The 26,018-nt window shown below is 65.4% G+C and carries 25 protein-coding genes; 13 read left to right on the forward strand and 12 right to left on the reverse strand.

The genetic code is table 11. The features are described from left to right. Window positions 1–7 precede the first annotated feature (7 nt). Both AAC645_RS06385 and msrA read left to right on the forward strand, forming a co-directional pair. Window positions 8–1,210: a pyridoxal phosphate-dependent aminotransferase gene (locus AAC645_RS06385; RefSeq protein WP_340314683.1), complete on the forward strand. Its 1,203-nt coding sequence runs from the start codon at window positions 8–10 to the stop codon at window positions 1,208–1,210. Window positions 1,211–1,394: 184 nt separating this feature from the next. Continuing rightward, complete coding sequence (msrA, locus tag AAC645_RS06390) at window positions 1,395–2,132, forward strand: peptide-methionine (S)-S-oxide reductase MsrA (RefSeq protein ID WP_340314684.1); 738 nt, start codon at window positions 1,395–1,397, stop codon at window positions 2,130–2,132. 7 nt (window positions 2,133–2,139) lie between these two features. Here the strand turns inward: msrA and pdeM are convergent, their stop codons facing one another. After that, a complete protein-coding gene (pdeM, locus tag AAC645_RS06395; RefSeq protein ID WP_340314686.1) occupies window positions 2,140–2,802 on the reverse strand; it encodes a ligase-associated DNA damage response endonuclease PdeM in 663 nt (220 codons plus the stop codon). 202 nt (window positions 2,803–3,004) lie between these two features. Here pdeM and AAC645_RS06400 point away from each other — a divergent pair, with 202 nt between their 5' ends. The 4 genes from AAC645_RS06400 to AAC645_RS06415 all read left to right on the forward strand — a co-directional run bounded on the left by AAC645_RS06400 (window position 3,005) and on the right by AAC645_RS06415 (window position 6,882). Beyond that, window positions 3,005–3,919 (forward strand): sulfite exporter TauE/SafE family protein, encoded by a 915-nt coding sequence (locus AAC645_RS06400; RefSeq protein WP_340314687.1) that lies wholly within the window; start codon window positions 3,005–3,007, stop codon window positions 3,917–3,919. Next, window positions 3,916–4,674: a TIGR02186 family protein gene (locus tag AAC645_RS06405; RefSeq protein WP_340314688.1), complete on the forward strand. Its 759-nt coding sequence runs from the start codon at window positions 3,916–3,918 to the stop codon at window positions 4,672–4,674. Before AAC645_RS06400 ends, AAC645_RS06405 begins: the two co-directional genes overlap by 4 nt. Before the next feature lie 22 nt (window positions 4,675–4,696). Then, the gene (locus AAC645_RS06410; protein ID WP_340314690.1) at window positions 4,697–5,182 is read left to right on the forward strand and encodes a cupin domain-containing protein; all 486 of its coding nucleotides are present in this window, start codon (window positions 4,697–4,699) and stop codon (window positions 5,180–5,182) included. A 65-nt stretch (window positions 5,183–5,247) separates the two neighbouring features. Then, window positions 5,248–6,882 (forward strand): ATP-binding protein, encoded by a 1,635-nt coding sequence (locus AAC645_RS06415; protein ID WP_340314692.1) that lies wholly within the window; start codon window positions 5,248–5,250, stop codon window positions 6,880–6,882. A gap of 148 nt (window positions 6,883–7,030) precedes the next feature. On the opposite strand, the gene AAC645_RS06420 is transcribed toward AAC645_RS06415, so the two are convergent. The 3 genes from AAC645_RS06420 to AAC645_RS06430 all read right to left on the reverse strand — a co-directional run bounded on the left by AAC645_RS06420 (window position 7,031) and on the right by AAC645_RS06430 (window position 8,544). Beyond that, entirely contained in the window at window positions 7,031–7,243 is a 213-nt protein-coding gene (locus tag AAC645_RS06420) for a hypothetical protein (RefSeq protein ID WP_340314693.1), read from the reverse strand. A gap of 105 nt (window positions 7,244–7,348) precedes the next feature. Further along, entirely contained in the window at window positions 7,349–8,056 is a 708-nt protein-coding gene (locus AAC645_RS06425) for an anti-sigma factor family protein (RefSeq protein WP_340314695.1), read from the reverse strand. Then, window positions 8,053–8,544, reverse strand: a complete 492-nt coding sequence (locus AAC645_RS06430; RefSeq protein WP_340314696.1) for an RNA polymerase sigma factor — start codon at window positions 8,542–8,544, stop codon at window positions 8,053–8,055. The genes AAC645_RS06425 and AAC645_RS06430 overlap by 4 nt, the downstream gene beginning before the upstream one ends. A gap of 150 nt (window positions 8,545–8,694) precedes the next feature. Here AAC645_RS06430 and AAC645_RS06435 point away from each other — a divergent pair, with 150 nt between their 5' ends. Together AAC645_RS06435 and AAC645_RS06440 are read left to right on the forward strand one after the other, a co-directional pair. Then, window positions 8,695–9,975 (forward strand): S8 family serine peptidase, encoded by a 1,281-nt coding sequence (locus AAC645_RS06435; protein WP_340314697.1) that lies wholly within the window; start codon window positions 8,695–8,697, stop codon window positions 9,973–9,975. A 108-nt stretch (window positions 9,976–10,083) separates the two neighbouring features. Then, a complete protein-coding gene (locus AAC645_RS06440; RefSeq protein ID WP_340314698.1) occupies window positions 10,084–10,938 on the forward strand; it encodes a hypothetical protein in 855 nt (284 codons plus the stop codon). Between the two features lie 73 nt (window positions 10,939–11,011). Here AAC645_RS06440 and AAC645_RS06445 read toward each other — a convergent pair whose 3' ends face one another. The 3 genes from AAC645_RS06445 to AAC645_RS06455 are packed head-to-tail and all read right to left on the reverse strand — an operon-like array spanning window position 11,012 to window position 13,441. Continuing rightward, a complete protein-coding gene (locus tag AAC645_RS06445; RefSeq protein WP_340314699.1) occupies window positions 11,012–11,569 on the reverse strand; it encodes a Smr/MutS family protein in 558 nt (185 codons plus the stop codon). Beyond that, window positions 11,544–12,794, reverse strand: coding sequence for a murein transglycosylase A (mltA, locus tag AAC645_RS06450; protein ID WP_340314700.1), 1,251 nt, complete (start codon window positions 12,792–12,794; stop codon window positions 11,544–11,546). Before mltA ends, AAC645_RS06445 begins: the two co-directional genes overlap by 26 nt. Beyond that, window positions 12,791–13,441 carry a Tim44/TimA family putative adaptor protein gene (locus AAC645_RS06455; protein WP_340314701.1) on the reverse strand — a complete coding sequence of 217 codons (651 nt, stop codon included), beginning with the start codon at window positions 13,439–13,441 and terminating at the stop codon, window positions 12,791–12,793. Before AAC645_RS06455 ends, mltA begins: the two co-directional genes overlap by 4 nt. Window positions 13,442–13,644: 203 nt before the next feature. On the opposite strand from AAC645_RS06455, the gene secB reads away from it, so the two are divergent. The 4 genes from secB to AAC645_RS06475 all read left to right on the forward strand — a co-directional run bounded on the left by secB (window position 13,645) and on the right by AAC645_RS06475 (window position 17,888). Continuing rightward, window positions 13,645–14,145, forward strand: a complete 501-nt coding sequence (gene secB / locus AAC645_RS06460; RefSeq protein ID WP_340314702.1) for a protein-export chaperone SecB — start codon at window positions 13,645–13,647, stop codon at window positions 14,143–14,145. Between the two features lie 135 nt (window positions 14,146–14,280). Continuing rightward, window positions 14,281–15,858, forward strand: coding sequence for a murein biosynthesis integral membrane protein MurJ (gene murJ, locus AAC645_RS06465; protein ID WP_340314703.1), 1,578 nt, complete (start codon window positions 14,281–14,283; stop codon window positions 15,856–15,858). A gap of 296 nt (window positions 15,859–16,154) precedes the next feature. Continuing rightward, the gene (trpS, locus tag AAC645_RS06470; protein ID WP_340314704.1) at window positions 16,155–17,150 is read left to right on the forward strand and encodes a tryptophan--tRNA ligase; all 996 of its coding nucleotides are present in this window, start codon (window positions 16,155–16,157) and stop codon (window positions 17,148–17,150) included. Between the two features lie 57 nt (window positions 17,151–17,207). Further along, on the forward strand, window positions 17,208–17,888 hold the full coding sequence (locus AAC645_RS06475) for an O-methyltransferase (protein ID WP_340314705.1): 681 nt from the start codon (window positions 17,208–17,210) through the stop codon (window positions 17,886–17,888). 74 nt (window positions 17,889–17,962) lie between these two features. Here AAC645_RS06475 and AAC645_RS06480 read toward each other — a convergent pair whose 3' ends face one another. From AAC645_RS06480 to AAC645_RS06490, 3 genes are all read right to left on the reverse strand, one after another. Then, window positions 17,963–18,493 carry an HGGxSTG domain-containing protein gene (locus AAC645_RS06480; protein ID WP_340314706.1) on the reverse strand — a complete coding sequence of 177 codons (531 nt, stop codon included), beginning with the start codon at window positions 18,491–18,493 and terminating at the stop codon, window positions 17,963–17,965. A 294-nt stretch (window positions 18,494–18,787) separates the two neighbouring features. Further along, window positions 18,788–19,045 (reverse strand): hypothetical protein, encoded by a 258-nt coding sequence (locus AAC645_RS06485; protein WP_340314708.1) that lies wholly within the window; start codon window positions 19,043–19,045, stop codon window positions 18,788–18,790. Window positions 19,046–19,158: 113 nt separating this feature from the next. After that, on the reverse strand, window positions 19,159–20,049 hold the full coding sequence (locus AAC645_RS06490; protein WP_340314710.1) for an NmrA/HSCARG family protein: 891 nt from the start codon (window positions 20,047–20,049) through the stop codon (window positions 19,159–19,161). Window positions 20,050–20,857: 808 nt separating this feature from the next. On the opposite strand from AAC645_RS06490, the gene AAC645_RS06495 reads away from it, so the two are divergent. Beyond that, window positions 20,858–21,943: a calcium-binding protein gene (locus tag AAC645_RS06495; RefSeq protein ID WP_340314712.1), complete on the forward strand. Its 1,086-nt coding sequence runs from the start codon at window positions 20,858–20,860 to the stop codon at window positions 21,941–21,943. Between the two features lie 149 nt (window positions 21,944–22,092). Here AAC645_RS06495 and AAC645_RS06500 read toward each other — a convergent pair whose 3' ends face one another. Beyond that, window positions 22,093–23,100: a hemerythrin domain-containing protein gene (locus AAC645_RS06500; protein WP_340314713.1), complete on the reverse strand. Its 1,008-nt coding sequence runs from the start codon at window positions 23,098–23,100 to the stop codon at window positions 22,093–22,095. 250 nt (window positions 23,101–23,350) lie between these two features. Next, complete coding sequence (gene topA / locus AAC645_RS06505; RefSeq protein ID WP_340314714.1) at window positions 23,351–25,933, reverse strand: type I DNA topoisomerase; 2,583 nt, start codon at window positions 25,931–25,933, stop codon at window positions 23,351–23,353. Between the last annotated feature and the right edge of the window lie 85 nt (window positions 25,934–26,018).

Consider the following 26,018-nt stretch of genomic DNA (forward strand, 5'->3'; position numbering starts at 1 on the left):
CTTCGCCATGAGCCTCATCGCCCCTGCCCTCAACCGCATCTCGCCCTCGCCCACGCTCGCAATGACGAGCCGGGTGCTCGAGCTGAAGGCGAAGGGCGTCGACGTGATCGGCCTGTCCGCGGGCGAACCCGATTTCGATACGCCCGACTTCGTCAAGGAAGCCGCGATCGAGGCGATCCGTGCCGGGAAGACGAAATACACCAATGTCGACGGCACCGCCGAACTGAAGGCAGCGATCGCCGCGAAGTTCAAGCGCGACAACGGCCTGAGCTATGAAGCCTCGCAGATCAGCGTCAACGTGGGTGGCAAGCACACGCTGTTCAACGCGCTGGTGTCGACCGTCTCGGCCGGGGACGAAGTGATCGTCCCGGCGCCCTATTGGGTGAGCTATCCCGACATCGTTCAGTTCGCGGGCGGCACGCCGGTATTCATCAAGGCCGGCGCTGCCCAGAACTACCGGGTCACGCCCGAGCAGATCGAAGCCGCGATCACGCCGAACACCAAGTGGCTGCTGCTCAATTCTCCGTCGAATCCGAGCGGGGCCGCCTACAGCGCCGCCGAGCTGAAGGCCATAGCCGAGGTGCTACGCCGTCATCCGCACGTCTGGATCATGACCGACGATATGTATGAGCATATCCTGTACGACGGCTTCGAATTCGCGACGATCGCACAGGTCGCGCCCGATCTCTACGAGCGCACGCTGACCATCAACGGCTGCTCCAAGGCCTATTCGATGACCGGCTGGCGGATCGGCTATGCCGGTGGACCGCAGCCGCTGATCAAGGCGATGGCCAAGCTCCAGTCGCAGTCGACTTCCAACCCCTGCTCGATCGCCCAGGCGGCAGCGACGGCGGCGCTCAACGGCGACCAGAGCTTCCTGAAGGACCGCAACGACGCGTTCCAGAAGCGCCGCGATCTCGTCGTGTCGATGCTCAATCAGGCGCGCGGCATCCATTGCCCATGCCCCGAAGGCGCCTTCTATGTGTATCCGGACGTGTCGGCGCTGATCGGGCTGTCGACCCCCGCCGGTAAGGTTATCGCCAACGATACCGACCTGATCGACTACTTCCTCGACGAAGCGCGGGTGGCGGCGGTGCAGGGCGCGGCCTTCGGGTTGGAGCCGGCCTTCCGGGTGAGCTACGCGACGTCCGAGAAGATCCTCACCGAAGCTTGCGAGCGTATCCAGGCGGCGACGGCAGCGCTGCGGTAGTGAGATTGACAACGCGAGGCAGAGACGCGGCGAACCGTCGCCGCGTTCATCGCGCGAGGCAACGGCCAACCAATGCCTGCCGTTCGGCGTCGGGGGCTCACGAGCACCGCCAATGATTGATAATGATTGGCGCACCCCCATCTGTGTGACATAATGGACACAAGATGAAAAAAAGGATGCCCCTTTGACGGACAATCCTAACCGGCCGCTGATCGCCGGAGTGTCGGCCGGGCTGCTGCTGCTGGCGGCGGCCGGTACCATGGCCACCCGCAGTCCTGCCATCGCGCCCGCACCCAAGGTCGATGCCGGGCCGATCGTCCGCGTACCTGCGCCCGCGATCGATCCGCCCGAAGCCGGCAACAGCGCCGTCGCAGTGCTTGCCGGCGGCTGCTTCTGGGGCGTCCAGGGCGTGTTCCAGCATGTCGACGGCGTGAAGTCGGCGGTATCCGGCTATGCGGGCGGCCTAGCCCAGAGCGCATCCTACGAGACGGTCGGTTCCGGTTCGACCGGCCACGCCGAATCGGTCAAGATCACCTATGATCCCAAGCAGGTGAGCTACGGAACGCTGCTGCGCATCTACTTCGCAGTCGTAGCCGACCCGACCACGCTCAACCGCCAAGGTCCCGACCGCGGCACACAATATCGCACCGCGATCTTCCCCACCACCGCGCAGCAGAACGCGGTTGCCGATGCCTACCTGGCCCAGCTCGCCGCGGCAAAGCTGTGGAAGGCGCCGATCGTGACCAAGGTGGAGCGCTATCGCGGCTTCTACCCGGCCGAAAGATATCATCAGGATTTCCTGACCCGGAAGCCCGACTATCCCTATATCGTCTATAATGATCTTCCGAAGGTCGAGGCGTTGCGCGTGGCCTTCCCGAACCATTTCCAGAAGCAGCCGGTGACCGTCTACCCGATCGGATAGTTCCGGTTCACGCCGCCAGCGGGAAATCCAGCAGCTTTTCCTGAAGCGCGATCAGCGCCCGGGCATCAGCACCAACAGCGCGCAATATCGCGGGATCGGCAGCATTCATACCGCCGGTCAGCACCCCGAAGGACGGCAGGATCAGCTTGCTCCGTCCGGCGACGAAGCAGGGCCGCGACACCCGCCGGCCCCGCAGGGTGACGTTATATTTGGGGTGATAGTGGCCCGAAATCTCCGGCCGCATCTCGCGCGGATCGGCCTCGTGGCGCAGGATCATGCCGTCGAGCTCGACCAACGCGGCGATGCGCCCGCCGAGCGGATCCGACATCGCCAGGTCATGGTTGCCGACGATCCAGGTCCAGCAGACCTTCGCCGTCAGCAGCCCTAGCAGGCCGAGGGCCTCGTCCGGCAGCCGTCCGGCGGCGCCGCGATCATGAAAGGAATCACCCAGGCAATAGAGCGCTACGGCCCCTGTCCGCTCGATCAGCGCGGCGACCCGGCGCAGCGTTTCGATCGAATCATAAGGAGGTAGCATCTGCCCGCGCAGGGCATAGCTGCTCGCCTTTTCGAGATGGAGGTCGGCCAGCAACAGGCTGCGCGAGGCGCTGTGGAACAGCCCACCTTCAGGCAAGGCGCACATCTCGACAGAACAGAACGAAAAGGGAACCATGACCTAGCTATATCGCGACATGCGCTGTCGGCAAGATTCAATCGGCCGCTCTCTGCAAAGGCAGGACGAGGATATCTGCTTGGAGCGCCCCGCTCCCAACCGACGGGCTTCGCAAGCGGGCTCGCGCGGGGCTCCCCCTCCACCTGCATTTTCCATGACCTCGCCCTTCCCTCGTGCGCCCAAAATGCTCTAGCCCTTGGTCATGGATCTTTACCTGCCCATTGCCGGCCTCTCGGTGAATATTCTCGTCATCATCGGCCTGGGCGGGCTGGTCGGCCTGCTGTCCGGAATGTTCGGTGTCGGCGGCGGTTTCCTGACCACGCCGCTAATGATCTTCTACGGCATTCCGCCCGCGGTCGCGGTCGCCTCGTCGGCGCCGCAGATCACCGGGGCCAGCGTTTCGGGGGTGCTCGCGCATGGCAGCCGCGGTGGCGTCGACTATCATATGGGCGCGGTGCTCGTGGCGGGCGGCGCATTGGGATCGCTGCTTGGCGGTTTCCTGTTCCGCGTCCTCCAGAATGTCGGCCAGATCGATACGGTGGTCAACGTCATGTACGTGCTGATGCTAGGTGGCATCGGCCTCGTCATGGCGCGCGAAGCGATCGGCGCGCTGGTCGCGGAGTGGCGCGGTGAGCGGCCCAGCCCGCAGGGCAAGCGCCACAATCCGCTGATCGCGATGCTGCCGTTCCGCTGGCGCTTCTATAAGTCCGGGCTCTACATCTCGCCGCTCGCGCCGTTTCTGCTCGGTTTCCTGACTGGCGTCATGACGGTGCTGATGGGCGTCGGCGGCGGGTTCATCTTGGTGCCCGCCATGATCTACATCCTGGGCATGTCGGCGCGGGTGGTGGTCGGCACGTCGCTGTTCCAGATCCTGTTCGTCACCGCGACGACGACCCTGATCCACGCTGTAACCACCCAGGCAGTCGACCTCGTCTTGACCGGCCTGCTGTTGATCGGCAGCGTCACCGGTGCCCAGATCGGCGCGCGCATGGCGCAGACCATCAAGCCCGAATATCTGCGCCTGGCCTTGGCCTTCATCGTGCTGGTGGTGGCGATCCGGATGCTGCTGGGCCTGACCTGGCGCCCACCGGAGATCTTCACGGTGCAGGGTCTGTGAGAAGATTTTTCCTCCTGCTGCTCGCGCCCTTGCTCGCCTCCGCGGAAAGCCCGCGGCTGGTGCCCGATGTCTCGCAGCGCAAGATCGAGATCATCTACAGCTTCACCGGCGCCGAGCTTCTGCTGTTCGGGGCCATCCTCTATCCGGGCGGCAAGGCGCCAAGCGACGACGCCCAGATCGCGGTGGTGGTGAAGGGTCCGGCCGAGCCGGTGCTGATCCGCGAGAAGCGCAAGATTGCAGGCATGTGGATCAATGCCGACAGCGCCGACTTCCGATCGGTGCCCTCCTTCTACGCGCTCGCCTCGTCGCGTAAGATCGACGGGATCGTGGATCGCCGCACCGCAGTGATCTACGAACTCGGAATCGACAATCTCCAGCTGTCGCCCGCGAGCGGCGGCGATCCTGCGGAGGACCGCCGATTCGAGCAGGGGCTGATCGATCTCAAGCGCCGCGGCGGCTATTATTCCGAGACGGCGCGGGGCGTCGAGATCAGCGAAGGCGTGCTCTATCGCGCCCGCATCGCGATCCCCGCGCGGGTTCCGGTCGGCCGCTATACCGCCGAGACCTTCCTCATTGAGAAAGGCCGCGTGATCGCCGCCGCAACGCGGGACATCGACATCGATAAGTCGGGCATGGAGGCGTTCGTCGCCCGCGCGGCGGTGCGGCACAGCTTCCTCTACGGCCTGTTCGCGGTGCTGCTGTCGCTGGGCCTCGGCTGGGCCGCCAGCGCCGCCTTCAAGCGGCTGCGAGAATGAAGGCAAGGCATGGACGCAAGTGATGACCGACAAACCAGCTCCTGATTTTCTGGCGGTGAACGCTCAAACCGTTGCGCCCCGCACCAAGCCCTCCGGCTATCCCGACCACCTGCGGGCTCGCGTCGCAGGGCGCGAGAAGCGCGCTCTGGGCGATCTGTTCGGGCTGACCAATTTCGGCGTCAATCTCACGACATTGAAGCCGGGTGCGGAGTCGGCGCTGATGCACCGCCATAGCCGCCAGGACGAGTTCATCTATGTGCTGAGCGGCGCACCAACTCTCGTGACCGAAGCGGGAGAGGTGCTGCTGTCGCCCGGCATGTGCGCTGGCTTCGCCGCGGCAGGGCTGGCCCATCACCTCGTCAATCGCTCCGCCGAGGAGGTAACATATCTGGAAATCGGCGATCGCACGCGAGGCGACGAAGGAACCTTTCCGCAGGACGATATCCGCGCGGATCTGGACGCGAATGGACATTGGTATTTTTCGCGCAATGACGGCAGCCGCTACTAAGGGCGAAACCCGGAATTAACCGGTGCCCGCTACGCCGTTCGCGATGCAGCGGAAGCGGTGACCAGATGAATGATTTTACCGGCGTAGATGCCTTCGGAAACGCGGAGATGCTGGCCGCCGCTGCTCTGGGCCGGATCGAAACGGTCTCTGGCGGCGGTGCCGACACAAGGCTCGATCCGGCGATGCTCCAGCTGATTGCGCAGGATTCCGATGCCGCCGTCGCCATGGCGGGCGAGATCGGCTCGATGCTCAGGATGACGGCAGGCGGCCGCTGCGTGGTCGCGTCGGTCCACAGCCTCGGCCATGAGGGCAACGAGATCAGCGCGCAGATCGCTTTCCTCGGCGAAGGCACGCTCGACGGCGCAGGCAGCATCATCTCTTTCCGCCGCGGCGTTACCCGCTATCCGCTGCCGGGCACCCCGGTGCACGCGGTATCGAGCAGCGATATGAACGCGATCTTCAGCGCCGGCAGTATCCCGCATGTCGAAATCGGCACCGTTCACCCGACCTGCTCGACCCGAGCGGCGCTGCTGATCGACGCCATGCTCGGCAAGCATTTCGCGCTGCTGGGATCGACCGGCACCGGCAAGTCGACCGCCACCGCGCTGATCCTCCACCGCATCTGCCAGTTGGCGCCCGCCGGCCATATCGTGATGATCGACCCACACGGTGAATATGACGCGGCGTTCGCGGAAGTCGGCGCGTCCTACGATGTCACCAATCTCGCCATGCCCTACTGGCTGATGAACTTCGAAGAACATTGCGAGGTGCTGCTGACGACGACCGGCGCCGAGCGCCAGACCGATGCCGACATCCTTGCCAAATGCCTGCTCGTCGCGCGGCAGAAGAACCGCGCTGCAGAGACGGTCGCGCGGATCACCGTCGACAGCCCAATTCCCTATGTGCTGTCGGATCTCTGCAACATCATCCAGACCGAGATGGGCAAGCTCGACAAGGCATCGAACAGCGCGCCCTATCTGCGGCTCAAGCAGAAGATCGACGAGATCCGCTCGGATCCGCGCTATCATTTCATGTTCTCCGGCATGCTGGTCGGCGACAGCATGAAGAGCTTCATCAAGCGAATCTTCCGGCTTCCCGGCGACGGCAAGCCGATATCGGTGATCGACGTCTCGGGCGTGCCGTCCGAGATTACTTCGGTGGTGGTCGCGGTGCTGGCGCGCTGCGTGTTCGACTATGCGATCTGGGCCCGCGGCCAGGCGCAGCATCCGGTGCTGCTGGTCTGCGAGGAGGCGCATCGCTACGTGCCGTCGGACCGTTCGACCAACAATGGACCGGTTCGCAAGATCCTCGAGCGCATCGCCAAGGAAGGGCGCAAATATGGCGTATCGCTGGGGCTGGTGACGCAGCGCCCGTCAGACCTGGCTGAAGGCGTGCTGTCCCAGTGCGGCACGATCATCGCGATGCGCCTGAACAACGAGCGCGACCAGGCTTTCGTGAAGGCGGCGATGCCCGAAGGTGCGCGCAGCTTCCTCGATGCGATCCCGGCGCTGCGCAACCGCGAGGCGATCATCTGCGGTGAAGGCGTCTCGATTCCGTTCCGCGTTGCTTTCGACGATCTCGAAGAAGGGCTACGCCCCGCGTCGAACGATCCGGTCTTCTCGGAGCTGTGGCGCCATAGCGGCGACGAGGATGCAATCGTGGAGCATGTCATCCACCGCTGGCGCAATCAGGGGCGCTGACCGGCTTGGCCTAGAACAAGACCGCTTTACTTTGATCCGTTCGTCGCGAGCGAAGTCGAGGGACTGACCTGCAGCGCGGCGCTCCGTGTCTCGACTTCGCTCGACACGAACGGGAGCAGGATGTGCACCAAGGCAAAGCCATCCGAGTCTAGCCACCCATCTCGCCGGTGCGGAACCAGCGGCGAGACGCACCCAGCCGCATCAGCTCGCAGCCGCAATGGCGGCAGGTGGCGTGAACGATGCCGTCGATCTCGACCTTGCTGCTGCCGATCGCCGAATGGCGGCCGTTCTCGCAGCCGGCGGCAGTGATCTTGAACTGGGTGCCCTGTGGCAAAATAGTCGAAACCGGCTGGAGCGGCATGAGCGGAGTCCTTCCGCGGGGGTGGCGTGCCGCCGCTTTCGAACCGATAGATTGCCCGAATATTTCAGCGCTGAAACCTACCGCCGTCCTTTTGACAGTACGGGTTCAGCTTCCGCTCGAGCTTTCGCGCCAGCCGTGCGCCTGCGCCTTCCGCTCCTGCTCCGCGTCCAGCGGTGCGCCAGCCATCATGTCCTGCGCGGCCGCGAGGATTTCGGCGGAGGGGCTTGCGGCCTGGCGATAGGCGGCGCTTCGTTCGCTCGGGCCACCGGCCACGAAGCGTTCAACTGTCCAGCCCGAACGGTCATGACAGCCTAGTCCCGCACCGGTCGCCCCGCTGAAGGTGCGGCAATAGCGATTGTCCACGCTGCGGAAGCTGACGCCGATATGATAGTCCGTCGCCTGGGGCTCCGACGCGAGTTGCGTATCGAGGGCGCGGGCGAGCACGCCCTGCGCGACGACAGCGCCGTCGCGCTCCCCGATGGGCGACGCTTCACGGTGCGGCAGAAGCTGGCCCGCGACCAGCCCGGCGACCAGCGTCGCCGCCAGTGCGGCATAGCGGCCGCTGTCGCCGAACCGGCTGCGCAGGCGCTGCGGAAAGGCTACGACATTGTTGTCGACCAGCTTCGTCAACCGCGCCGGCACGGGCTCTCCGGTCGCGGGCGCGAAATGGCTCTCGATCATGGCACGCAACCTGCGGTGGCGGCGGACCCCGGCGGCGATCGCAGGGTCGGCCTCCATCGCGCGTTCGAAGCGCAGCGCCTCGATCGGCCCAAGCTCGCCATCGACATAGGCGATGATCTGTTCCTCGGTCACGCCACCTCTCCCAGCATCTCCATCAGCGCCTGCCGCCCGCGCACGAGCCGCGAGGTCACCGTGCCCATCGGCAGGTCGAGCAGTTCGGCCGCCTCGCGATAAGCCAGCCCTTCGACCAGGATCAGCGCGATGACCTCGCGCTGTTCGGGCGGCAGTGCGGCCATCGCCCGGTCGACATTGCCGAGTTCGACGCGCGCCTCGATGCGGCGGTCGTCGGCCTGACCGACCTCGGCGCCTTCCTCTTCGGCAACGAAGGTCTGGCTACGGCGCTTGCGAACGCGCACCTCATCGATCCAGCAATTGCGCATGATCCTGTACATCCACGAATCCAGTCTCGTTCCTCGTTCCCACTGCGCCTCGGCCTTCAACGCGCGTTCAAGCGCACTCTGGCACAGATCGTCGGCGTCGGCGGTGTCGATCGCCAGCGCACGCGCAAAGCGCCGCAGCCGGGGCAGCAACGCCAGCAATTCGCGTTCGAACAGGGTCAAGTCGGCCCTTTCCTTGCGCCCTTCGACAGCCCGCTTGCCAGGCGCTGCCGTCCTTGAGGATGAAACGGATGGCGCGACGCGTTTAATCCCATGAAACCACCGGAGCTGAAATCCGTTTGATCATAACGGTCGTGAAAGGAAGTCGATCCCATGCGCAGCCGCGCTACGCCTCTGGCACTCGCCGCACTGCTGATGATGTCGGGTGCGGCCATCGCCCAGCTGCTGCCTCCGCTCGGCGGCGGCCTCGGCCAGGCAACCGGCGGCATCGACCAGCTGGGCAATCGAATCGGCGGGGCGGTGGAAGAGACGACCGAGCAGGCGGGCGGCCTGGTCGATCGGCTGGCGCGGCTCCGGCTCGACCAGCTCGGCGAGTTGGTCCGCCGCAACCCGCAGGCGCTCGAGCTCGATGCACGCGGCGATCCCGCGGTGAAAGGCGAGCTGATCGTCCTCGATCCGACGCCAACGATGATCGCGGCGGCCACGGCAGCAGGCTTCGCGGTCATCGACCGGGGCGGTGTCGAAGGGCTCGGCATTGCCATGGCGCGACTGCGCGTGCCCCCCGGCATGCTGCTCACCAAGGCGGAAAAGCTGCTCGCCAGGCTCGCGCCATCGGCGATGGTCCAGTCCAATCCGATCTACCGGCAAAGTGGCGCGCCAGCGGGCGGAAGCGATCATCCGCCGGCGACTTCGTCCACCGGTCCCGGGGCGACGATCGGCCTGATCGATGGCGGGGTGGCGCAGCATCCCGCGCTCCCGCCCACCATCGTCCAGCGAGGGTTTGCCGAAGGGGCTCCAGCTCCCGGCAACCACGGCACTGCCATCGCTTCGATCCTGGTCGGTCGCGGGGCTCTCCGCGGTGTCTCGCCGCAGAGCCGCCTGCTGGCCGCGGACATCTACGGCCGCGACCCGCGCGGCGGCAATGCTCTGGCGATCGCGCGCGCGCTGGGATGGCTTACCGCGAGCGGCGCAAAAGTGGTCAACATCAGCCTCGCTGGCCCGCCGAACCCGCTGCTGTCACGCGTAGTGGCCGCGGCCGACGAGCGTGGCGTCCTGATGGTCGCCGCGGTCGGCAACGACGGCGCTGCCGCCCCCGCCGCCTTCCCCGCCTCCTGTCCGCAGGTGATCGCCGTCACGGGAGTAGATGGGCGCGGCCGGACGCTGATCGAGGCGGGCAGGGCCGCGCATCTCGACTTCGCCGCGCCGGGCGCCGACCTGATCGCGGCCAACGCGGCGGGGGGCACGATCAAGGTGCGCGGCACCTCCTTCGCAGCACCTTTCGTGGCCGGCCGGCTGGCGCGACTCGCCGTCGCTGGATCACTACCACGAACGCGCGCTATTGCGCTGCTGACGGCTGAGACGACACAGCCGAAAGGCGGATCGGCGCGACTCTATGGCCGTGGCGTAGTGTGCGCCTCCTGCACAACGCATTGATCTGTCGTGAAAAATAAAAAACATTCGGTTTTCGGGATGAAAGCCATGGGCCGCACCGTTGCCTCATCGCACGGCACATGACGCCGTTGGCCAAATAGGATGAAAGCGATGAACAAGCTATTCTTGACCAGCGCGGCCGCCGCGCTTGCCATCACGACCGCGCCGGCGTCGGCCCAGCTGCTGGGCGGTGGCGGGCTCGGCGGCGGTCTGGGCGGCATGATCGGCGGCGGTCTTGGCGGGGCCGGCAGCCTGGGTGGCGTCGGTTCGCTGGGCTCGGGCGTGACCGGTTCGCTGGATAACAGCGCCTCGGCCAGCGGCTCGCACAGTGTCGACCGCCGCAGCGGCAAGGTATCGGGCGGCGGCCACGGCGCAGGCAGTGTCGACGGTGCCGTCAATGGCATCACCGGCAGTGCGACAGGGTCCGCCGGCGGCAGCGCCGATGCGCAGCTGGTCGGCACCGACGCGGTCAGCGGGGCCGTCGGCAACGCCGCTTCCGCTGCGCGCTCGACCGCCGGTCAAGCCCGCTCGACGGCCGGTAGCGCGACCGCCGCGCCGACGGCCGGCGGATCGGCTTCGGGCAATGCCGCCGGCAGCGCGACGGGCAGCCTCGGCCAGCTCGCGCTGGCGGGAACCGCCGCCGCCAGTACGGCCGGCAGTTTCGATGTCGCACCCGGCATGGTCGTGCGCGATGCCGGCGGCCGGGTGATCGGTACGGTGCAGGATGTCCGCTCCACGGCTAACGGCACTGTCCAGTCGGTCGTCATGAAAGTGGGCGACGCTACCGCCAGCCTGCCGGCCAGCAATTTCAGCGGCTCGGGCAATGTCCTGGTGTCGGCGATGGGCAAGGGCGAGGTCAAGGACACCGCCAAGTCGCAGAACCAGCACGCGGAAAACCAGAACGCCAAGGCTCAGGGACAACATGGCAAGACCGGCACCCGGTCGGGCAGCCAGTCGGAAGACTGACCGGGGCTGGGCGCTCGCCAAGGTCGAGGAGGCCGTGCTGCTCAAAGGTAGCACGGCCCTTTCTCGTCAGGAGCTAATCCCGCTCGCGGCGCAGGATGATGTAGAGCGCGCCTGCGCCGCCGTGACGGGGATGGGCGTTGCGCACGGCCGCGATGCGGCTGGCGTGGTGGGACGATTGCAGCCAGCTCGAAAGGGAAGCGCGGATCAGCCCGCGCCTGGGGCGGCCATCGATGTCATGGTCCCCGTCGCGCGGCGGCTTGCCGGTGATCAGCAACAGCACCCGCACGCCTTCCGCCAACGCCTGGTCGAGCGCGGCATCGAGCGTGCGGCGAGCGCTGTCGAGGGTGTGGCCGTGGAGATCGATCGTCCAGTCCGGCTGGGTGACGCCGCGCCGGAGCCGGCGGTCCCAGCCGCCGTCGAGGCTGTCGGCGAGCGGCTTCTGCTGGGCGACCGGCGTTGCCGCGGGCACCCTGGGCGGCGGAACGCGGCCGCGCTTCCCGGCGGGCGCTGCCGGAGTTTCGGCGATGGTCGGTGGCGCGGCCTTTGACGGCCGCCGCGCGATCGGGCGGACCGTTGCGGTGACGCGCTGCCAGAGCGCGCTTTCCTCAGGATCGAGCCGCCGCCCCGCCATGGCCCTCCGCCAAACGCTGCGCCGAGATGCGGGGGATCAGCAGCCAGGCGCGGCCGCGGCCGCTCATCCCGCCGGCAATGGTCCGGGCGTCATCGCCCGCGCCCCAGAAACTGTCGAAGCGATTGGCGCCCTTGATCGCGCCGCCGGTGTCCTGCGCTATCCACAGGCCGTTCGCCTCGGTGCGGTCCAGCTGGAGGACAACGGGCGCGCCCAGCGGCACGAACGCCGGATCGGCGGCGACGCTCACCCGGCCGGTGACCGGCACGTTCATCGCGCCGATCGGGCCGGCGCCGGTGAGTTCGCGGAAGAAGACGAAGCTCTTATTCTCCCGCATGATCGCGTCGCCCTCGGCCGGATTGGCGCGCAGCCAGGCCATCACGCCCTGCATCGAAAGCTGGCCCGGGCCGAGCAGGCCACGGTCGCGCATCAGCTTGCCGATGCCGACATAGTCGCGCCCGTTCTGGCCATCATAGCCGATCCGCATCACCGAGCCGTCGGGCAGCCGCAGGCGGCCTGATCCCTGGACCTGGAGGAAGAAGAACTCGACCGGATCGGCGGCATAGCCGATCTCGAGCGCCTTGCCGCGGAGCGCGCCATCCTCGATCTCGCCGCGATCGGGATAGGGGACGAGCTTGCCGCCCTGCACCTTGCCGCGGATCTTCTTGCCCTTCAGTTCGGGGAAGAAATCGCCGAGATCGCCTTCGACCAGATCGGGCGGCCGCTTGTAGATCGGCACCTCATAGCCGGGAGCGGGCGTACGCGAGCCGGCGATCTCCGGCTCATAATAGCCGGTGACATAGGCCTGGCCATCGCCGACCTGCACTACAGCCAGCTGGTTCGAGAAGAAGCCGATCGCATCGCTGTCCGCCCAGCCCGCCGCCTGTGCACAGACCTGCGACCAGTCCCCCGCCAGCGTGAGCCCGCTGGCGTCGCTGCGGCGCTGCAGGCTGGGGCAGGACAGTCGGAAGGCGACAAGCGCAGCGCTGGCGGCATCCGGCGCGATCGCGAAGCTGGTGATGGCCGGGCCGGGCTGGATGCCGCTGGCAATCGCCGTCGCGGGCTTCGGAAGCGGGGCCGGCGTCACCGGCGCCGGAGCCGGGGCTGCTACGCGCGGCGCATGATGCGCCGGCGGCGGCGCGCGATCGGCGCCACCGGGGGTGGGAACGACGGTACAGGCGGAGAGCATCGCGAGGCCGACAAGCCCCGCACCAAGACGGCGGATCACGCTGCCTCGTCGGTTTCGACCAATATCCAGTTCGGATCGTCGGAGCGGACATTCCGGCTGAACGTCCACACGTCGTGCGTCGGCACCGCGTCGGTCAGCGAACCGGCAATGACATTGCCTTCGGTGTCCCGGGTAACGGCGGCGATGTCGGCTTCGAAACGCACCGTGACGCTAGCGGTCTGGCCTGCCAGTCGGGCCTGTTCGATGACGGCGCTTTCGATCGAGACGAGGCGATTGTCGAGCACCTGACCGGCGGCCCTGCGCTCGGCGATAGCGCCGGAAAAGGCCTCATAGACACCATCGTCGGTCAGCCGGCGCAGCGAGTCTTCGTCGCCGCGCCAATAGGCTTCGAGAATCATGCGATAGGCGGAACGTGCACCCTCGAGGAAATGACCTGCGTCGAAGCCGCCGTCGGCAATCGAGATTGCCCGCACCCCGGCTTCGGCACGCGCCTCGACCACCGGTGAGCGGGCCGGGAGCGCCGGCGTCGAGCTGTCGGGCAGCGAGCGCCCGGCACCGAGCGGCGCAGGCGCGGCCTCCGCCGGGCGTGCAATGGTCTGCTCATGTCCCGTACGACGCCCCAGAACGCTCCAAAGCCGGAACGCCACGAAAAGAAACACCATCGCAAGAATGACAATCGTGGTCACCGGGCCTCCATGTGCCTGCCTGTCCGTTAACATAGGGACAATGGCGTCAATATTCAAATGCTGCTGCCGCGATTAGCGCACGGGCTGCTCCGATAACCCTGCCATTGCTCCGTCCCGCGCCGCCTGCTAGGCGCGTGGCGCATTGCCGGGCGCGGGCGGAACGCTCGATAACCCGGCCCCCACGAGATGATGGAAAGAGTGCAATGAGCGAAGAGACGGGTGCCGCCGAGTCGATGAGCAACGGCGAAGACACCATGCCGCAGGTCGCCATGATCGCCCAATATGTGAAGGACCTCTCTTTCGAGAATCCGAGCGCTCCGGCAATCTACCAGGCGCCCGAGCAACCCCGGATCGACGTCCAGTTCAACATCGGTTCGCAGCCTGTCGGCGAGGACGTGTACGAAGTGTCGCTCAAGATCGACGTGAAGGCCGAGATGGGCGAACTCACGGCCTATGCGGTGGAGTTGGTCTACGCCGGCATATTCGGCATCCGCAACGTGCCCGAAGAGCATATCCCGCCCTTCCTGCTCGCCGAAGCCCCCCGCCTGCTCTTCCCGTTCGCGCGCCGCGTCGTCGCCGACGCGATCCGCGACGGCAACTTCCCCTCGCTGGTGCTCGAGCCGATCGATTTCGGCGCGCTCTACATGCAGCAGGCGGAGCAGCAGGCGCAGCTCGCCGAGGCGCAGCCGGCAGGCGAAGCCTGAGGGCGGAATGACCCCATCCAGTCCGTCATCCCAGCGAAGGCTGAGATCCATGTCTCTCCCGGCATGAAATGCCGCTGCAGATGAAGACAGACATGGGCCCCAGCCTTCGCTGGGGCGACGAGTAGGAGCGGTTCGATGAGCCTGCTCCGCGCCAGCGCCACGATCGGGGGACTGACGCTGGTCAGCCGCGTCCTCGGCTTCCTGCGCGACATGCTGATGGCGCGCTTTGTGGGAGCGGGCTTCGCATCGGATGCCTTCCTGATCGCGTGGCGGCTGCCCAATCTGTTCCGCGCGCTGTTTGCCGAGGGCGCTTTTTCGGCCGCCTTCGTGCCGATGTTCAACCGCACCGTCGCCCAGGGCGAGACCGAACGACCGGGCGAGGGCCTGGCGATCGCGCTGCGTTTTGCCGAAGATGTGCTGTCGGTGCTGCTGCCGGTGCTGATCCTGTTCACCGTCGTCATGGTGCTGGCCGCGGGCCCGATCGTCTGGACGATGACCGGCGGATTCCCCGATGGCGGCCCGGAGAAGTTCGCGCTGGCCACCCAATATACCCGGATCACCTTCCCCTATCTGATGCTGATCTCGCTGGTGTCGCTGCTCGGCGGCATCCTCAATTCGATCAATCGTTTCTGGGTCAACGCGGCGGCGCCGATCCTGCTCAATATCTGCCTGATCGTCGGGCTGGTCTTCTTCCGCGGCCATAGCGACATCGAGACGGCACGGACCCAGGCGATCGCGGTGACGATCTCGGGCGCAATGCAGCTCGGCTGGCTGGTGCTTGCGTGCTGGCAGGCCGGGGTGCGGCTGCGCATCCGCCTGCCACGACTCAGCCCCGAGGTGAAGCGGCTGCTCGCCCTGATCGGGCCGGCCGCGCTGGGCGCCGGCGCGGTACAGTTCAACCTGCTGATCTCGACCACGCTGGCCGCGCGGTTCTTGCCCCAGGGGTCGGTGTCCTATCTCTATTATGCCGACCGGCTGAACCAGCTGCCGCTCGGGCTGATCGGCATCGGCGTCGGCACGGCGATGCTGCCGAGCCTGTCGCGCCAGTTGGGCGGCGGCGATGCCCGCGCGGCGATGGACACCCAGAACCGCGCGATCGAGCTGGTGCTGCTGCTGACCCTCCCCGCCACCGCCGCGCTGATGGTGTCCGCAACCCCGCTGATCCGCGCGCTGCTGCAGCATGGCGCGTTCGACGCGAAGGACACCATCGCCAGCGCGCGCGCGTTGGCCGCCTTTTCGCTCGGCCTGCCCGCTTATGTGCTGATCAAGGTGCTGACGCCCGGCTTCTACGCGCGCGCCGATACGAAGACGCCGGTGCGCATCGCGCTGGTGGCGATGCTGGTGAACCTGGTGCTCAACCTGATCCTGATGTGGCCGATGGCGCATGTCGGCCTGGCGCTGTCGACCGCGATCTCGGCCTGGGTCAATGCGATCCTGCTTTACGCGATGCTGCGCCGCCGCGACCATTTCGCGATCGATGACCGCCTGCGCCGCACCGGCATCCGGCTGATCGCGGCGACGCTGGCGATGGCGGCCCTGCTGTTCGCGCTCAACCCCTGGATCGACCCTTGGACCGGGCGCAGCCTGATCGAGCGGATCGCCGCGCTGTCGGCGATGATCGGGGCGGCGGCAGTCGTCTATTTCGGGCTGGTGTTCGGGCTGGGCGCCTATTCTATGGCGACGCTGAAGGGGCAGTTCAGAAGACGGCGTTAACCCCTTCGCAATCGTCATTCCAGCGCAGGCTGGAATCCATGTCTGCTTCCTCCTTAGACGGCATCTGGCTGTAGAGAGCCATTGGCCCCAGCCTTCGCTGGGGCGACGTAGATTGGTTTGGACAGCCTTCAAACAACTGACGGCGGTAACGCAGCACAATGCATCTCCGCACTCTCCTCGCAGCCGGAGGGAGATCATCATGACCGACACGAGCAGCGCTTACTGGGTTGGCCTTGCCTGCAGAAAAGGCAACCGCCTTGACCTCCCCTCCCCCGCGCCGCAAAAGCCCGCGCATCATGACCCACAAGCGCACAGTCTCGGGCATCCAGCCCACCGGCAACCTGCACCTCGGCAACTATCTCGGCGCGATCCGGCGCTGGGTGCAGATGCAGGACGAGGGCGAGTGCCTGTTCTTCCTGGCCGATCTCCACGCGATCACCGTCCATAACGACCCGAAGGCGCTGTCCGCCAACATCCGCGAGATGGCCGCGGCGCTGGTCGCCTGCGGGATCGACCCGGACAAGGCGATCCTGTTCCGCCAGCGCGACGTGCCCGCCCATGCCGAGCTGTGCTGGCTGCTCAACGGCACCGCGCGGATCGGCTGGCTGAACCGGATGACCCAATTCAAGGAGAAATCGGGCAAGAACCGCGAGGGCGCCTCGATCGGCCTCTATGGCTATCCGGTGCTGCAGGCGGCCGATGTGCTGCTCTACCAGACCACCCATGTGCCGGTCGGCGAGGACCAGAAACAGCATCTCGAACTGGCGCGCGACATAGCCACCAAGTTCAACACCGATTTCGACGTCGAGCTGTTCACCCTGCCCGAGCCCGTCATCGGCGGCCCGGCCGCGCGGGTGATGAGCCTGCGCGACGGATCGGCCAAGATGTCCAAGTCCGATCCGTCGGACATGAGCCGGATCAACCTGACCGACGACGCCGAGACGATCCTGTCGAAGATCCGCAAGGCCAAGACCGATCCCGAGCCGCTGCCCGAGACCGTCGAGGGGCTGGAGGGCCGCCCCGAGGCGCGCAACCTCGTCGGCATCTATGCGGCGATGACGGACAGCACGCCCGCACAGGTGCTGGAGCAGTTCGGCGGCCAGGGCTTCGGCGCATTCAAGCCGGCGCTCGGCGAATTGCTGGTCGAGAAGCTCGGGCCGATCGCCGAACGGCTGAAGGCGCTCAACGCCAACCCCGACGAACTCGACGCGATCCTCGCCAAGGGCGCCGAAAAGGCCCGCGCGCTGGCGGCGCCGACGCTGGCGGCGGCCTACAAGGCGATGGGGCTCTGATCGCCCGCGGCCGCTCCTGACAGAGAGGCGATCTTCCTCTAGCCATCGGGTTGTTCCATGTCGCTGAACCAGTATTTTTGGACGAACCAGGGCGAGCCGATCAACAAGTGGCTCCAATATCTTCCCATCTACGAGCGCTATTTCTCGCGATTTCGCGATCGGCGGATCATGTTCCTCGAGATCGGCACCGGCCAGGGCGGATCGTCCCGGATGTGGAAGCATTATTTCGGACCGGCGGCCCAGATCGTCACGGTCGACATCCGGGAGGAATGCCGGCGGTTCGAGGATGAGCAGATCGCGGTCAGGATCGGCGACCAGTCGGATCCTGCTTTCCTGAAATCGATCGTCGACGAGTTCGGATATCCCGACATCGTGCTCGACGACGGCAGCCACATGACGGCGCATGTCAACGCGACCTTCGACTTCCTCTATCCGGACATGCCCCGCGAGGCCCTCTATGTCGTCGAGGACACCCATGCCTGCTATTGGCCGGGATGGGGCGGCGGCCTCGGCGTGCCGACCACCTTCATCGAACGGATGAAGCGGATCGTCGACGAGCTCCATGCCGGCAACCCGCACAACAAGCGCCAGATCGGGCACGATCTGCCCTGCTCGGACATCGGCCGCCTGACCCGGGCGGTGCATTTCTACGACAGCATTGTCGTGGTGGAAAAGGGCGCCTTCCTCGCCAAGCAGAGCCGCTCCATTCCCCACGTCCCGGGCCAGACGATCTGGTGAGAAATCTCGCGAGATCGGGCGACGTGCGAGGCGAAGGGGCCGTAGCCGGGCGCCTGCGCTCCCCCGAAAAACCGTCATCCCGGACCTGATCCGGGATCCCGCTTCTTCTCTCTCTCTACCGCTTGCTTATCGGCTCGACCAAAGACAGCGGGGTCCCGGATCAAGTCCGGGACGACAAGATCTGGTGGCAATTCCCCTGCCGGCGAAGCGGGGATATCGGGGCCGGATCGCGCCGCAATTTCCGGGTGCATGGGGTTGTCTGCCCGTTTTTTATATTTTTCCTTTCCCAGCCCGGCGTCCGAGAGGATGCGCGCCATCGCCGCCGGCCCGACCGCGCGCAGATAGCGGGCGATCTCCCTGACCCGGGCGGAGTGGATGCCGTGCTTCCAGGCGTTGCGATTGCCGCGCGGCGCGCCGCTGCCCTTGCCGCCATGCATCCGGCAGCGTTGATTGCCGCGTATAGCGGGGGAGCGGCACGGTGCGCCGGAGCGGGTGCGCGCGCCGCAGCGGGGGGCGCGGGCGAGTATTTGTGGTTGTGGGGTTTGGTGCCGGGCGTGGTCCGCTCGATCGTGGAGGCGGGATGGATCGCCGGTCGGTTTGTTCATCGAGGGCCTTTCGACGGTGCGGCTTAGCTAGCGCAAAACCGGTGAAAAGGCAAGAACAAATGGGGAACACCGCGCCGATGAGTAGGAGTGATCGCGCTCCAATCGTAACCATCCGACCAAGACCATTGGTGTTCCGATGCCTGACAGCGACCGTTTAGTCGCTGGCGGCACCAACGCGAGCTGCGCCGGATCGGGATGACGGCCTGTTATCGATCAGTTCAAGGATCGTTTAGGTTATGCCCGTTCCGCCGAGGGCCGACTCCCAGGCCCGACAATGTGGGAAGGATGCGGAACTCATATCTCCTTACGTGCCCGCAACCTTCGAACGAAATAGCCGAGGGCTGCCAGCGCGCCAATTCCGAGGCCCGCAATGGGGGCGGGAGTGCCTTTGGCGTCGCCGCCGCCGCCCTGCGAACCGTCATCGCTGCTGCCAGGAGTTGCACCCTGTCCGATGCCGTTGGGTGTGGTCCCTTTTTCAGCCTGTGCAGGATGTGCGGTGGCTAGAAACACCATGGCCGCCATCACAGTTGCTTCACGGATCCGGATCGCCATTGCTGTTCCTCCAAAAAAAATTTCTGGTGGGAATACGAGCGAGAATGCCGTTTGAGCCAATACACTTAAAGCGTAACTCGGAAGCGCTATCATCAGGTGATCGAGGAGGCGCGTCAGGCGGGCTCGTTGGTCTCGCCGTTTAGGCGTTTGAAGAAAGGGATGAAAATCTCCCTGGTCCACTCGCGGAAGCTTGTCGTCTTGCCGATGAGCGCCGTAAGTTCGGCGCTATTGTCCTTCGTGGTGCGCGTACTGAGCCAGTGGATATCGTCAACACCCTGCGGCCAATCACGCTTGATGTCGTCCAGCGGGATGTAGACCGTGCTGGCTTCGCAGCCCATTTCCTCACCCAATATCCGGGTCATCTGACTGGGGCTGCCGACATCGGACACCAGCTTGATCTCGGCGCCGGCATATCGATCCGGATCGGAGATCACCGCGGCAGCCGCCTTGCCGATGTCCTCCGCGGCGATCAATCCGTTTTCCTTCTCGGGTGGGATCGGGATGGCGAACACCAGTTTCCCGTCCTTTTCCACCGGAGCGAAGAACCGCAGCAGGTTTTCCATGAAAAACCCGGGCCTCAAAATGGTGGTGCGTAGAGGCAGCTCGGCAAGCCGCTCCTCAATCGCACGTTTCGATCCCATGATGAGCACGCCCCGGGCATCCGCCACGAGCGCGGACTGGAAAACATAGTGCTGAATGCCCACCTCGATCGCGGCGTCAACGGCATTGATGCCTTGAACAGCCTGCCCAATGTCCCAGCGATTTTCCGCCGAGGTACCGACATAATAGACCGCGTCCGCACCCTGTATGGCGTTGCGGATAGATGCGCGGTCGTTCAGGTCACCAGCCACCGGGACGGCCCCGAAGCTGGCGGCGTGGCGCGCAGCGTCGCTGTCCGGGTTCCGGGTGACTGCGCGGACATGAAAGCCAGCCGCGATCAGGTGGCGCATGGCTGCACCGCCCGATGTACCCGTGGCGCCGAAAACCGCGACTGTCTTACTCATTCATACACTCCATAGGGTATCCAGTTTTGAACGGGCCGCCTCGTTGCGGCAGGTTCTGTTCGAGCCTGCCCGTCATACCCCGCCCGTGTAGAAAATGATGTACGGAAAGAAGGCGAGTATCGAGAGTATCGCAGCCGTCAGCTGAAAGCCCGCCGCTGTCAGGCAGGCCAGGAACCCGCCTGTCGGTTGCTCCAGACATGATGCTGCTTCCGAGCAGGTATAACCCGCCCCAAAGGAACAGGGCGAAAGCCATCATTATATTGGTAGCGGTCAATCGTTCACCCATGTCCGCATGTTGCAACCTACCGTCGATCGCCGCAACTGAGGTTTGATTTTTCGAGCGCTTTAGCCGCTCTGTGGCGGTCGAGGGCCGTGGCGCTCCTTCACAGTGGCTAGATCGGCAAGGTATTCAAACCAAAGCGAAAATATAAGAGTCGATCGTTGAACAAGTAGGAACGCCCTGCCCCATGAGGCAGGCGAATTATGTTTCGGCGCAGTCATCAGGCTGCTCAGCAGGTGTCGGACAAGGAGTCTATTAGATCAGTTCCTCCACCGCCACCTCCTGATCACGACCATATCTCCTAATATACAATGCGATGCCGGCCAGGCTGTGTCCTATTTCTTTTGTTCCGGGATACGTATTAGGGATTACCACCCCGTAATCGAGATATGAAGCGAGTAGCTGTGATATAAAACAACAACTGAAGTTAAATTAACATGCCCTGCCATTAGCGAAATCGCTCTCGGCGAGAGATGATTTCAGCAGAGATCGGTCGGAGCAATGGGAGCGGAGGTAGGCATGGCACAATTGTCTGGCGGCATCGCGGCAGCATTAATCATGAACGACCTAATGTTCCGAGGTATATTCGATGGTGCTGTAACATCAAGTTCAAGCTCTTCGTTCGAGACAACATCCGGTAGCAAGCATAGCATTGTTACTGGAGAGGGCTTCGCCCTTTCAGGGAGTGGAGAGCCGACTGCCGGAACGATCGCCGGAATCACCCAGACCCTGAACGGCGCCACCTTGTTCGACGTCACCGGCCTCGCCTCGGACGCAGCGAGATTCTACGCATTCGGTGCGGACGGCATGGGTGCACTGGAACTCCTCTTTTCCGGCAACGACGCCCTGCACGGCACGAGATTCGACGACGTGCTCAATGGCTTTTCGGGTCACGATTATCTGTTCGGCGGGCCCGGCGCGGATACGCTGTCGGGCGGCTCCGGAAACGATCATATCTACGGACAGTCGGCGATGGGTGGGGACGACGGAGCAGACGAACTCCACGGGGGCGATGGAGGTGACTATCTGCAGGGAAATAGCGGAGCCGACACCATCGATGGTGGTAACGGGTCCGACAGGATCATGGGCGGCGCATCCAATGACAGCATCCTGGGCGGCGCGGGCAATGACAGCGTCAACGGCAATCGTGGCGATGACGCCATCGACGGTGGTTCCGACAATGACAGTTTACGTGGGGGCCAGGGCAATGACAGCATTTCCGGCGGCGATGGCAATGATCTCCTGGCGGGAGATCTTGGCAGCGATGTCCTGACGGGGGGCGCCGGCGCGGACATCTTCCTCTTTTCGGGGCAGGGATCCGCGATAAGCGCGGGCGCTGATCGCATCGTCGACTATGTGGACGGCACGGATCACATCTCGGTCGGGTTCGCTCCCACCATCATTCTGACGGGCACGGTGAAGGCGGGCGATGAGGCCGCTTCCGTTGCCCAACAGCTCTTCGATGGCCACAGCGGCAGCGGCGAGATCGCAGCACTCATGGTGGGTTCGGATACCTATCTATTCTATTCCAGCGATGGTGGGAACAACGTCGATTCCGCCATTCTGGTCGCAGGCGCGAGCGCGGGTTCATTTACGACGACCGACTTTGTCTAGACTCGCTCCCGTTCCAATGAACCGCATCGAGTCCAGTGTTGCTTTTGTTGCCGTGATTTCGAGGAGAGAGCCGCCCCGTGCCCCTCCCCCGAAAGGGAGGGGCGATCGTCGGATTGGCGCCGTCTGGCATGAGGCGGGAGATGGGCCGATCAGTGGAGGCGGGCGTCGAGCGGGCGCAGCGCCTGCCTGGAGGCGCGCTGGGTGATATCGAGCAGTTTCGAGCTCCCTTCCATCCAGTCGCGCAGGGCGTTGCTGAAGATATCGCGCTGCGTCTCCGCGAGATCCTTCACCGTTCGGCAGGCCATCAGTCGCTGGCGCGCTTCCGTGTTGGAACGCACCATCCGGCTCGTCCACTCCATCCACGCGGACGGAATCTCCGCGGCCGTCCTGAGTGCGCTGTTCGACGCCTCGATCATCACGCGCATATCGTCGCCCGCCTGCCGGGCCGTTCCGCCATAGATCGCCATGGCCTCGCCAGCGGCCTCGGTCACCCGCTGCGCGCTCTCGGCCATATCGACGGCCACATTGCGGACGCCTTCCGCCGCAGAGGCCGCCTCTCGCTCGATCGTTTCGGCAGCATCGGCGATCGATCGACGAGCCTCGCCTTCCGCCGCCTTCTGCGCGCGCTCCGCTTTCCGCCGTGCCTCGGCGGCCTGATCGGCGGCGTCCTGCTCGCGCCGGGCCTGGTCGGCCTGCCGCTGCCTGGCTTCGCGCCTGGCCCGTTCCGCATCGGCCAGGCCGTCCTGGATCTTGGATGCGATATCCTGCGCTTCCTCCTCGCTCAGCACCTTGAGGACGGCCGGAAGAAGCTCCTTGCGCTCGTCGCGCACATGTTGCCGTAGACCCTTGTTAAGATCGGCGATCTTGGCGAGGAAGGCATCATCGTCTTTCGGTGCGGCGCCAAGCTCCTCAAGCCGCGATCTGATTTCCTTGTTACCCTTCATGGCATCGGCCGCAAGGACCTTATTCTCGGGGTCTTTGCGGAGAATCGGCAATATATATCGCTCTTCAAGTTCCACATATCTTGACAATTCATCGCTCAATTCTGCGAACAGGCTTTCGCGCGTCTTCACTGCCTGGTTCGAAGTATTGGATATTTTGTCGATGATCTCCTCGCTCTTTTGAGTAGCGGACTGCAGGATCTGTCGAAGGGTCATTTCGCCGTTTCCTCGTACTTCACATCGTCAAGCTGAATGTTGCGCGACTGCACCCCTGCCAAGGGCAGGACATACATTCGCACTGTTCGATGAGGCCCATCCGTTCGGCGATCGATCACCGGAGGCTGCGCCGGGGAATAAAACTCCGCCCGGCTCGGCGCGGTCCGTCCGTTGAACGGCCGTAGCGGCAGCTTGTGTCTTTATCGGGTCAGGTGAGGTGCGGGTCCGACGAGGAAGATCGATTGGCGGGCTATTCCTTTGCCGCTGCGGCCTTTTTTGGCGCCGGTTTCTTGACGGGCGCCTTTTTGGCCGCGGTCTTCCTGGCGGCGGGGGTCTTCGCCGCGGCGGCCTTGCGCGCCGGCTTCTTGCCCTTGGCCGGCCCCTTGGCGGCGCGGGCCTCCAGCAGCTCCAGCGCGCCTTCCGGCGTCAGCGTGTCAGGATCGGCGGTCTTCGGCAGGGTGGCGTTGGTGACGCCGTCGGTGACGTAGGGGCCGAAGCGCCCGGCCATCAGCTTGACCTCCTTGCCGGTCACCGGGCTCTCGCCGAAGGTCTTGAGCGGTTCGGTGCCGCCGCGGCGCTGGCCGGCGCCGGCGGCCGCCTCTGCGAGCTTGACCACCGCCGCGTTCATGCCGATCTCGAACACCTCGGCGGTCGAGGTCAGCCGGCCATATTTGCCGTCATGGAGCAGATAGGGGCCATAGCGGCCGATCGACGCGGTAATCGGATTGCCGGTCTCGGGATGCATGCCCACGGTGCGCGGCAGCGACACCAGACGGAGCGCCATGGCGAGGTCGAGTTCGTCGGCAGGCACGTCCTTGGGAATCGAGCCGCGCTTGGCGTCCTTGCCGTCGCCGAGCTGGACATAGGGACCGAAGCGCCCAGCCCGCTTCGTCACTTCGAGGCCGGTCTCCGGATCGGTGCCGAGCACGACCGGCCCAGTATCCGCCCCGTCATTGGCGCCGCCCGCCTGGGCGAAGCGGCGGGTATATTTGCACTCGGGATAGTTGGAGCAGGCGATGAACGCGCCGAACTTGCCGCCGCGCAGGGACAGGCTGCCCGCGCTGCACACCGGACAGAGCCGCGGATCGGTGCCGTCGCCCTTGTCGGGGAACAGATAGGGCCCGAGGAACTCGTCGAGCGCCTTGGTGACCTCGGACGGCTTCTGCTCCATCACCTCGGCGGTCTTGGGCTTGAAGTCCTTCCAGAAGGCCTCGAGCACCGCCTGCCAGCCGGCGCGGCCGCCCGAGACGTCGTCGAGGCTCTCCTCGAGCCCGGCGGTATAGTCGTAGCTGACATAGCGCTCGAAGAAGCGCTCGAGGAAGCTCGTCACCAGCCGGCCGCTCTCGGCGGGGATGAAGCGGTTCTTGTCGACCGTGACATAGTCGCGGTCCTTCAGCGTCTGCAGCACCGAGGCATAGGTCGACGGGCGGCCGATCCCCAGCTCCTCCATCTTCTTGACGAGGCTCGCCTCCGAATAGCGCGGCGGCGGCTGGGTGAAATGCTGTTCGGCGGTGACGGCCTTCTTGGCGGGCGCATCGCCCTCGCGCATGCGCGGCAGGCGGCGCGATTCCTCGTCGCCCTCGTCGTCGCGGCCTTCCTCGTACAAGGCGAGATAGCCGGGGAAGAGCACGACCTGGCCGGTCGCGCGCAGGCCGTGCTGGCCGGTGCCGTCGATCAGTTCGACAGTGGTGCGCTCGAGCCGGGCCGACGCCATCTGGCTGGCGAGCGCGCGCTTGAAGATCAGGTCGTAGAGGCGGGCGTGATCGCCGCCGCCGGCACGATCCTTCGAGAAATCGGTGGGGCGGATCGCCTCATGCGCTTCCTGGGCATTCTTCGCCTTGGCGACATATTGGCGTGGCTTGTCGGGGACATAGGACGCGTCGTAGCGCTTGGCGATCGCGCCGCGCGCCTCGTTGATCGCGCCGGCGTCCATCTGCACGCCGTCGGTCCGCATATAGGTGATCGCGCCGTCCTCGTAGAGGGCCTGGGCGATCCGCATGGTGTGGCTGGCGGAGAAGCCGAGCTTGCGCGCCGCCTCCTGCTGCAGGGTCGAGGTGGTGAACGGCGCGGGGGGATTGCGGGTGAGCGGCTTGGTCTCGACGCTGGCGACCGAGAAGCGGCCGGCCTCGACATCGGCCTTGGCGGCCTCGCCGTCCTTGCCGTTGCCGATCGTCAGCCGCTCGATCTTCTGCCCCTTCCAGCGCACCAGCCGGGCGACGAAGGGGATGCCGTCATGCTCCATGTCGGCGGCGACCGACCAATATTCCTGCGGCTTGAAAATCTCGATCTCGCGCTCGCGATCGACCACCAGGCGCAGCGCGACCGACTGCACGCGGCCGGCCGACTTGGCGCCGGGCAGCTTGCGCCACAGCACCGGCGACAGGGTGAAGCCGACCAGATAGTCGAGCGCGCGGCGAGCGCGATAGGCGTCGATCAGATCCTCGTCGAGCGCGCGGGGATTGGCCATCGCCTCCAGCACCGCGGGCTTGGTGATCGCGTTGAAGGTGACGCGCTGGACGTCCTTGGGCAGCGCCTTGCGTTTTTTGAGCACCTCCTGGACATGCCAGCTGATCGCCTCGCCCTCGCGATCGGGATCGGTCGCGAGGATCAGCGTGTCGGCGCTCTTCGCCTCGTCGGCGATCGCCTTGAGCTGCTTCGCCTTGTCGGCATAGGCCTCCCACTCCATCGCGAAGCCGTTGTCCGGGTCGACCGAGCCGTCCTTGGCCGGCAGATCGCGGACATGGCCGTAGGAGGCGAGGACGCGATGCCCCGGCCCCAGATATTTTTCGATGGTCTTCGCCTTGGCGGGGGATTCGACGACAACGAGCTTCATAGCTTCGGGCAATCCTCTTGCACGCACGTACACGTACGAGGGTGGAGATCGGTTGAAGCTGTCGTCAAGGGGCTCTCGCGGCGGG

The organism is Rhizorhabdus argentea (assembly GCF_037861105.1).
Lineage (GTDB): Bacteria > Pseudomonadota > Alphaproteobacteria > Sphingomonadales > Sphingomonadaceae > Rhizorhabdus > Rhizorhabdus argentea.

Excerpts from the sequence above, each read along its gene's own strand:
- AAC645_RS06385 (WP_340314683.1), top strand. The coding sequence starts at position 8 with ATGAGCCTCATCGCCCCTGCCCTCAACCGCATCTCGCCCTCGCCCACG.
- pdeM (WP_340314686.1), bottom strand. The coding sequence starts at position 2,802 with ATGGTTCCCTTTTCGTTCTGTTCTGTCGAGATGTGCGCCTTGCCTGAA.
- AAC645_RS06400 (WP_340314687.1), top strand. The coding sequence starts at position 3,005 with ATGGATCTTTACCTGCCCATTGCCGGCCTCTCGGTGAATATTCTCGTC.
- AAC645_RS06410 (WP_340314690.1), top strand. The coding sequence starts at position 4,697 with ATGACCGACAAACCAGCTCCTGATTTTCTGGCGGTGAACGCTCAAACC.
- AAC645_RS06415 (WP_340314692.1), top strand. The coding sequence starts at position 5,248 with ATGAATGATTTTACCGGCGTAGATGCCTTCGGAAACGCGGAGATGCTG.
- AAC645_RS06420 (WP_340314693.1), bottom strand. The coding sequence starts at position 7,243 with ATGCCGCTCCAGCCGGTTTCGACTATTTTGCCACAGGGCACCCAGTTC.
- AAC645_RS06435 (WP_340314697.1), top strand. The coding sequence starts at position 8,695 with ATGCGCAGCCGCGCTACGCCTCTGGCACTCGCCGCACTGCTGATGATG.
- AAC645_RS06440 (WP_340314698.1), top strand. The coding sequence starts at position 10,084 with ATGAACAAGCTATTCTTGACCAGCGCGGCCGCCGCGCTTGCCATCACG.
- AAC645_RS06445 (WP_340314699.1), bottom strand. The coding sequence starts at position 11,569 with ATGGCGGGGCGGCGGCTCGATCCTGAGGAAAGCGCGCTCTGGCAGCGC.
- secB (WP_340314702.1), top strand. The coding sequence starts at position 13,645 with ATGAGCGAAGAGACGGGTGCCGCCGAGTCGATGAGCAACGGCGAAGAC.
- murJ (WP_340314703.1), top strand. The coding sequence starts at position 14,281 with ATGAGCCTGCTCCGCGCCAGCGCCACGATCGGGGGACTGACGCTGGTC.
- trpS (WP_340314704.1), top strand. The coding sequence starts at position 16,155 with ATGACCCACAAGCGCACAGTCTCGGGCATCCAGCCCACCGGCAACCTG.
- AAC645_RS06475 (WP_340314705.1), top strand. The coding sequence starts at position 17,208 with ATGTCGCTGAACCAGTATTTTTGGACGAACCAGGGCGAGCCGATCAAC.
- AAC645_RS06480 (WP_340314706.1), bottom strand. The coding sequence starts at position 18,493 with ATGAACAAACCGACCGGCGATCCATCCCGCCTCCACGATCGAGCGGAC.
- AAC645_RS06485 (WP_340314708.1), bottom strand. The coding sequence starts at position 19,045 with ATGGCGATCCGGATCCGTGAAGCAACTGTGATGGCGGCCATGGTGTTT.
- AAC645_RS06490 (WP_340314710.1), bottom strand. The coding sequence starts at position 20,049 with ATGAGTAAGACAGTCGCGGTTTTCGGCGCCACGGGTACATCGGGCGGT.
- AAC645_RS06500 (WP_340314713.1), bottom strand. The coding sequence starts at position 23,100 with ATGACCCTTCGACAGATCCTGCAGTCCGCTACTCAAAAGAGCGAGGAG.
- topA (WP_340314714.1), bottom strand. The coding sequence starts at position 25,933 with ATGAAGCTCGTTGTCGTCGAATCCCCCGCCAAGGCGAAGACCATCGAA.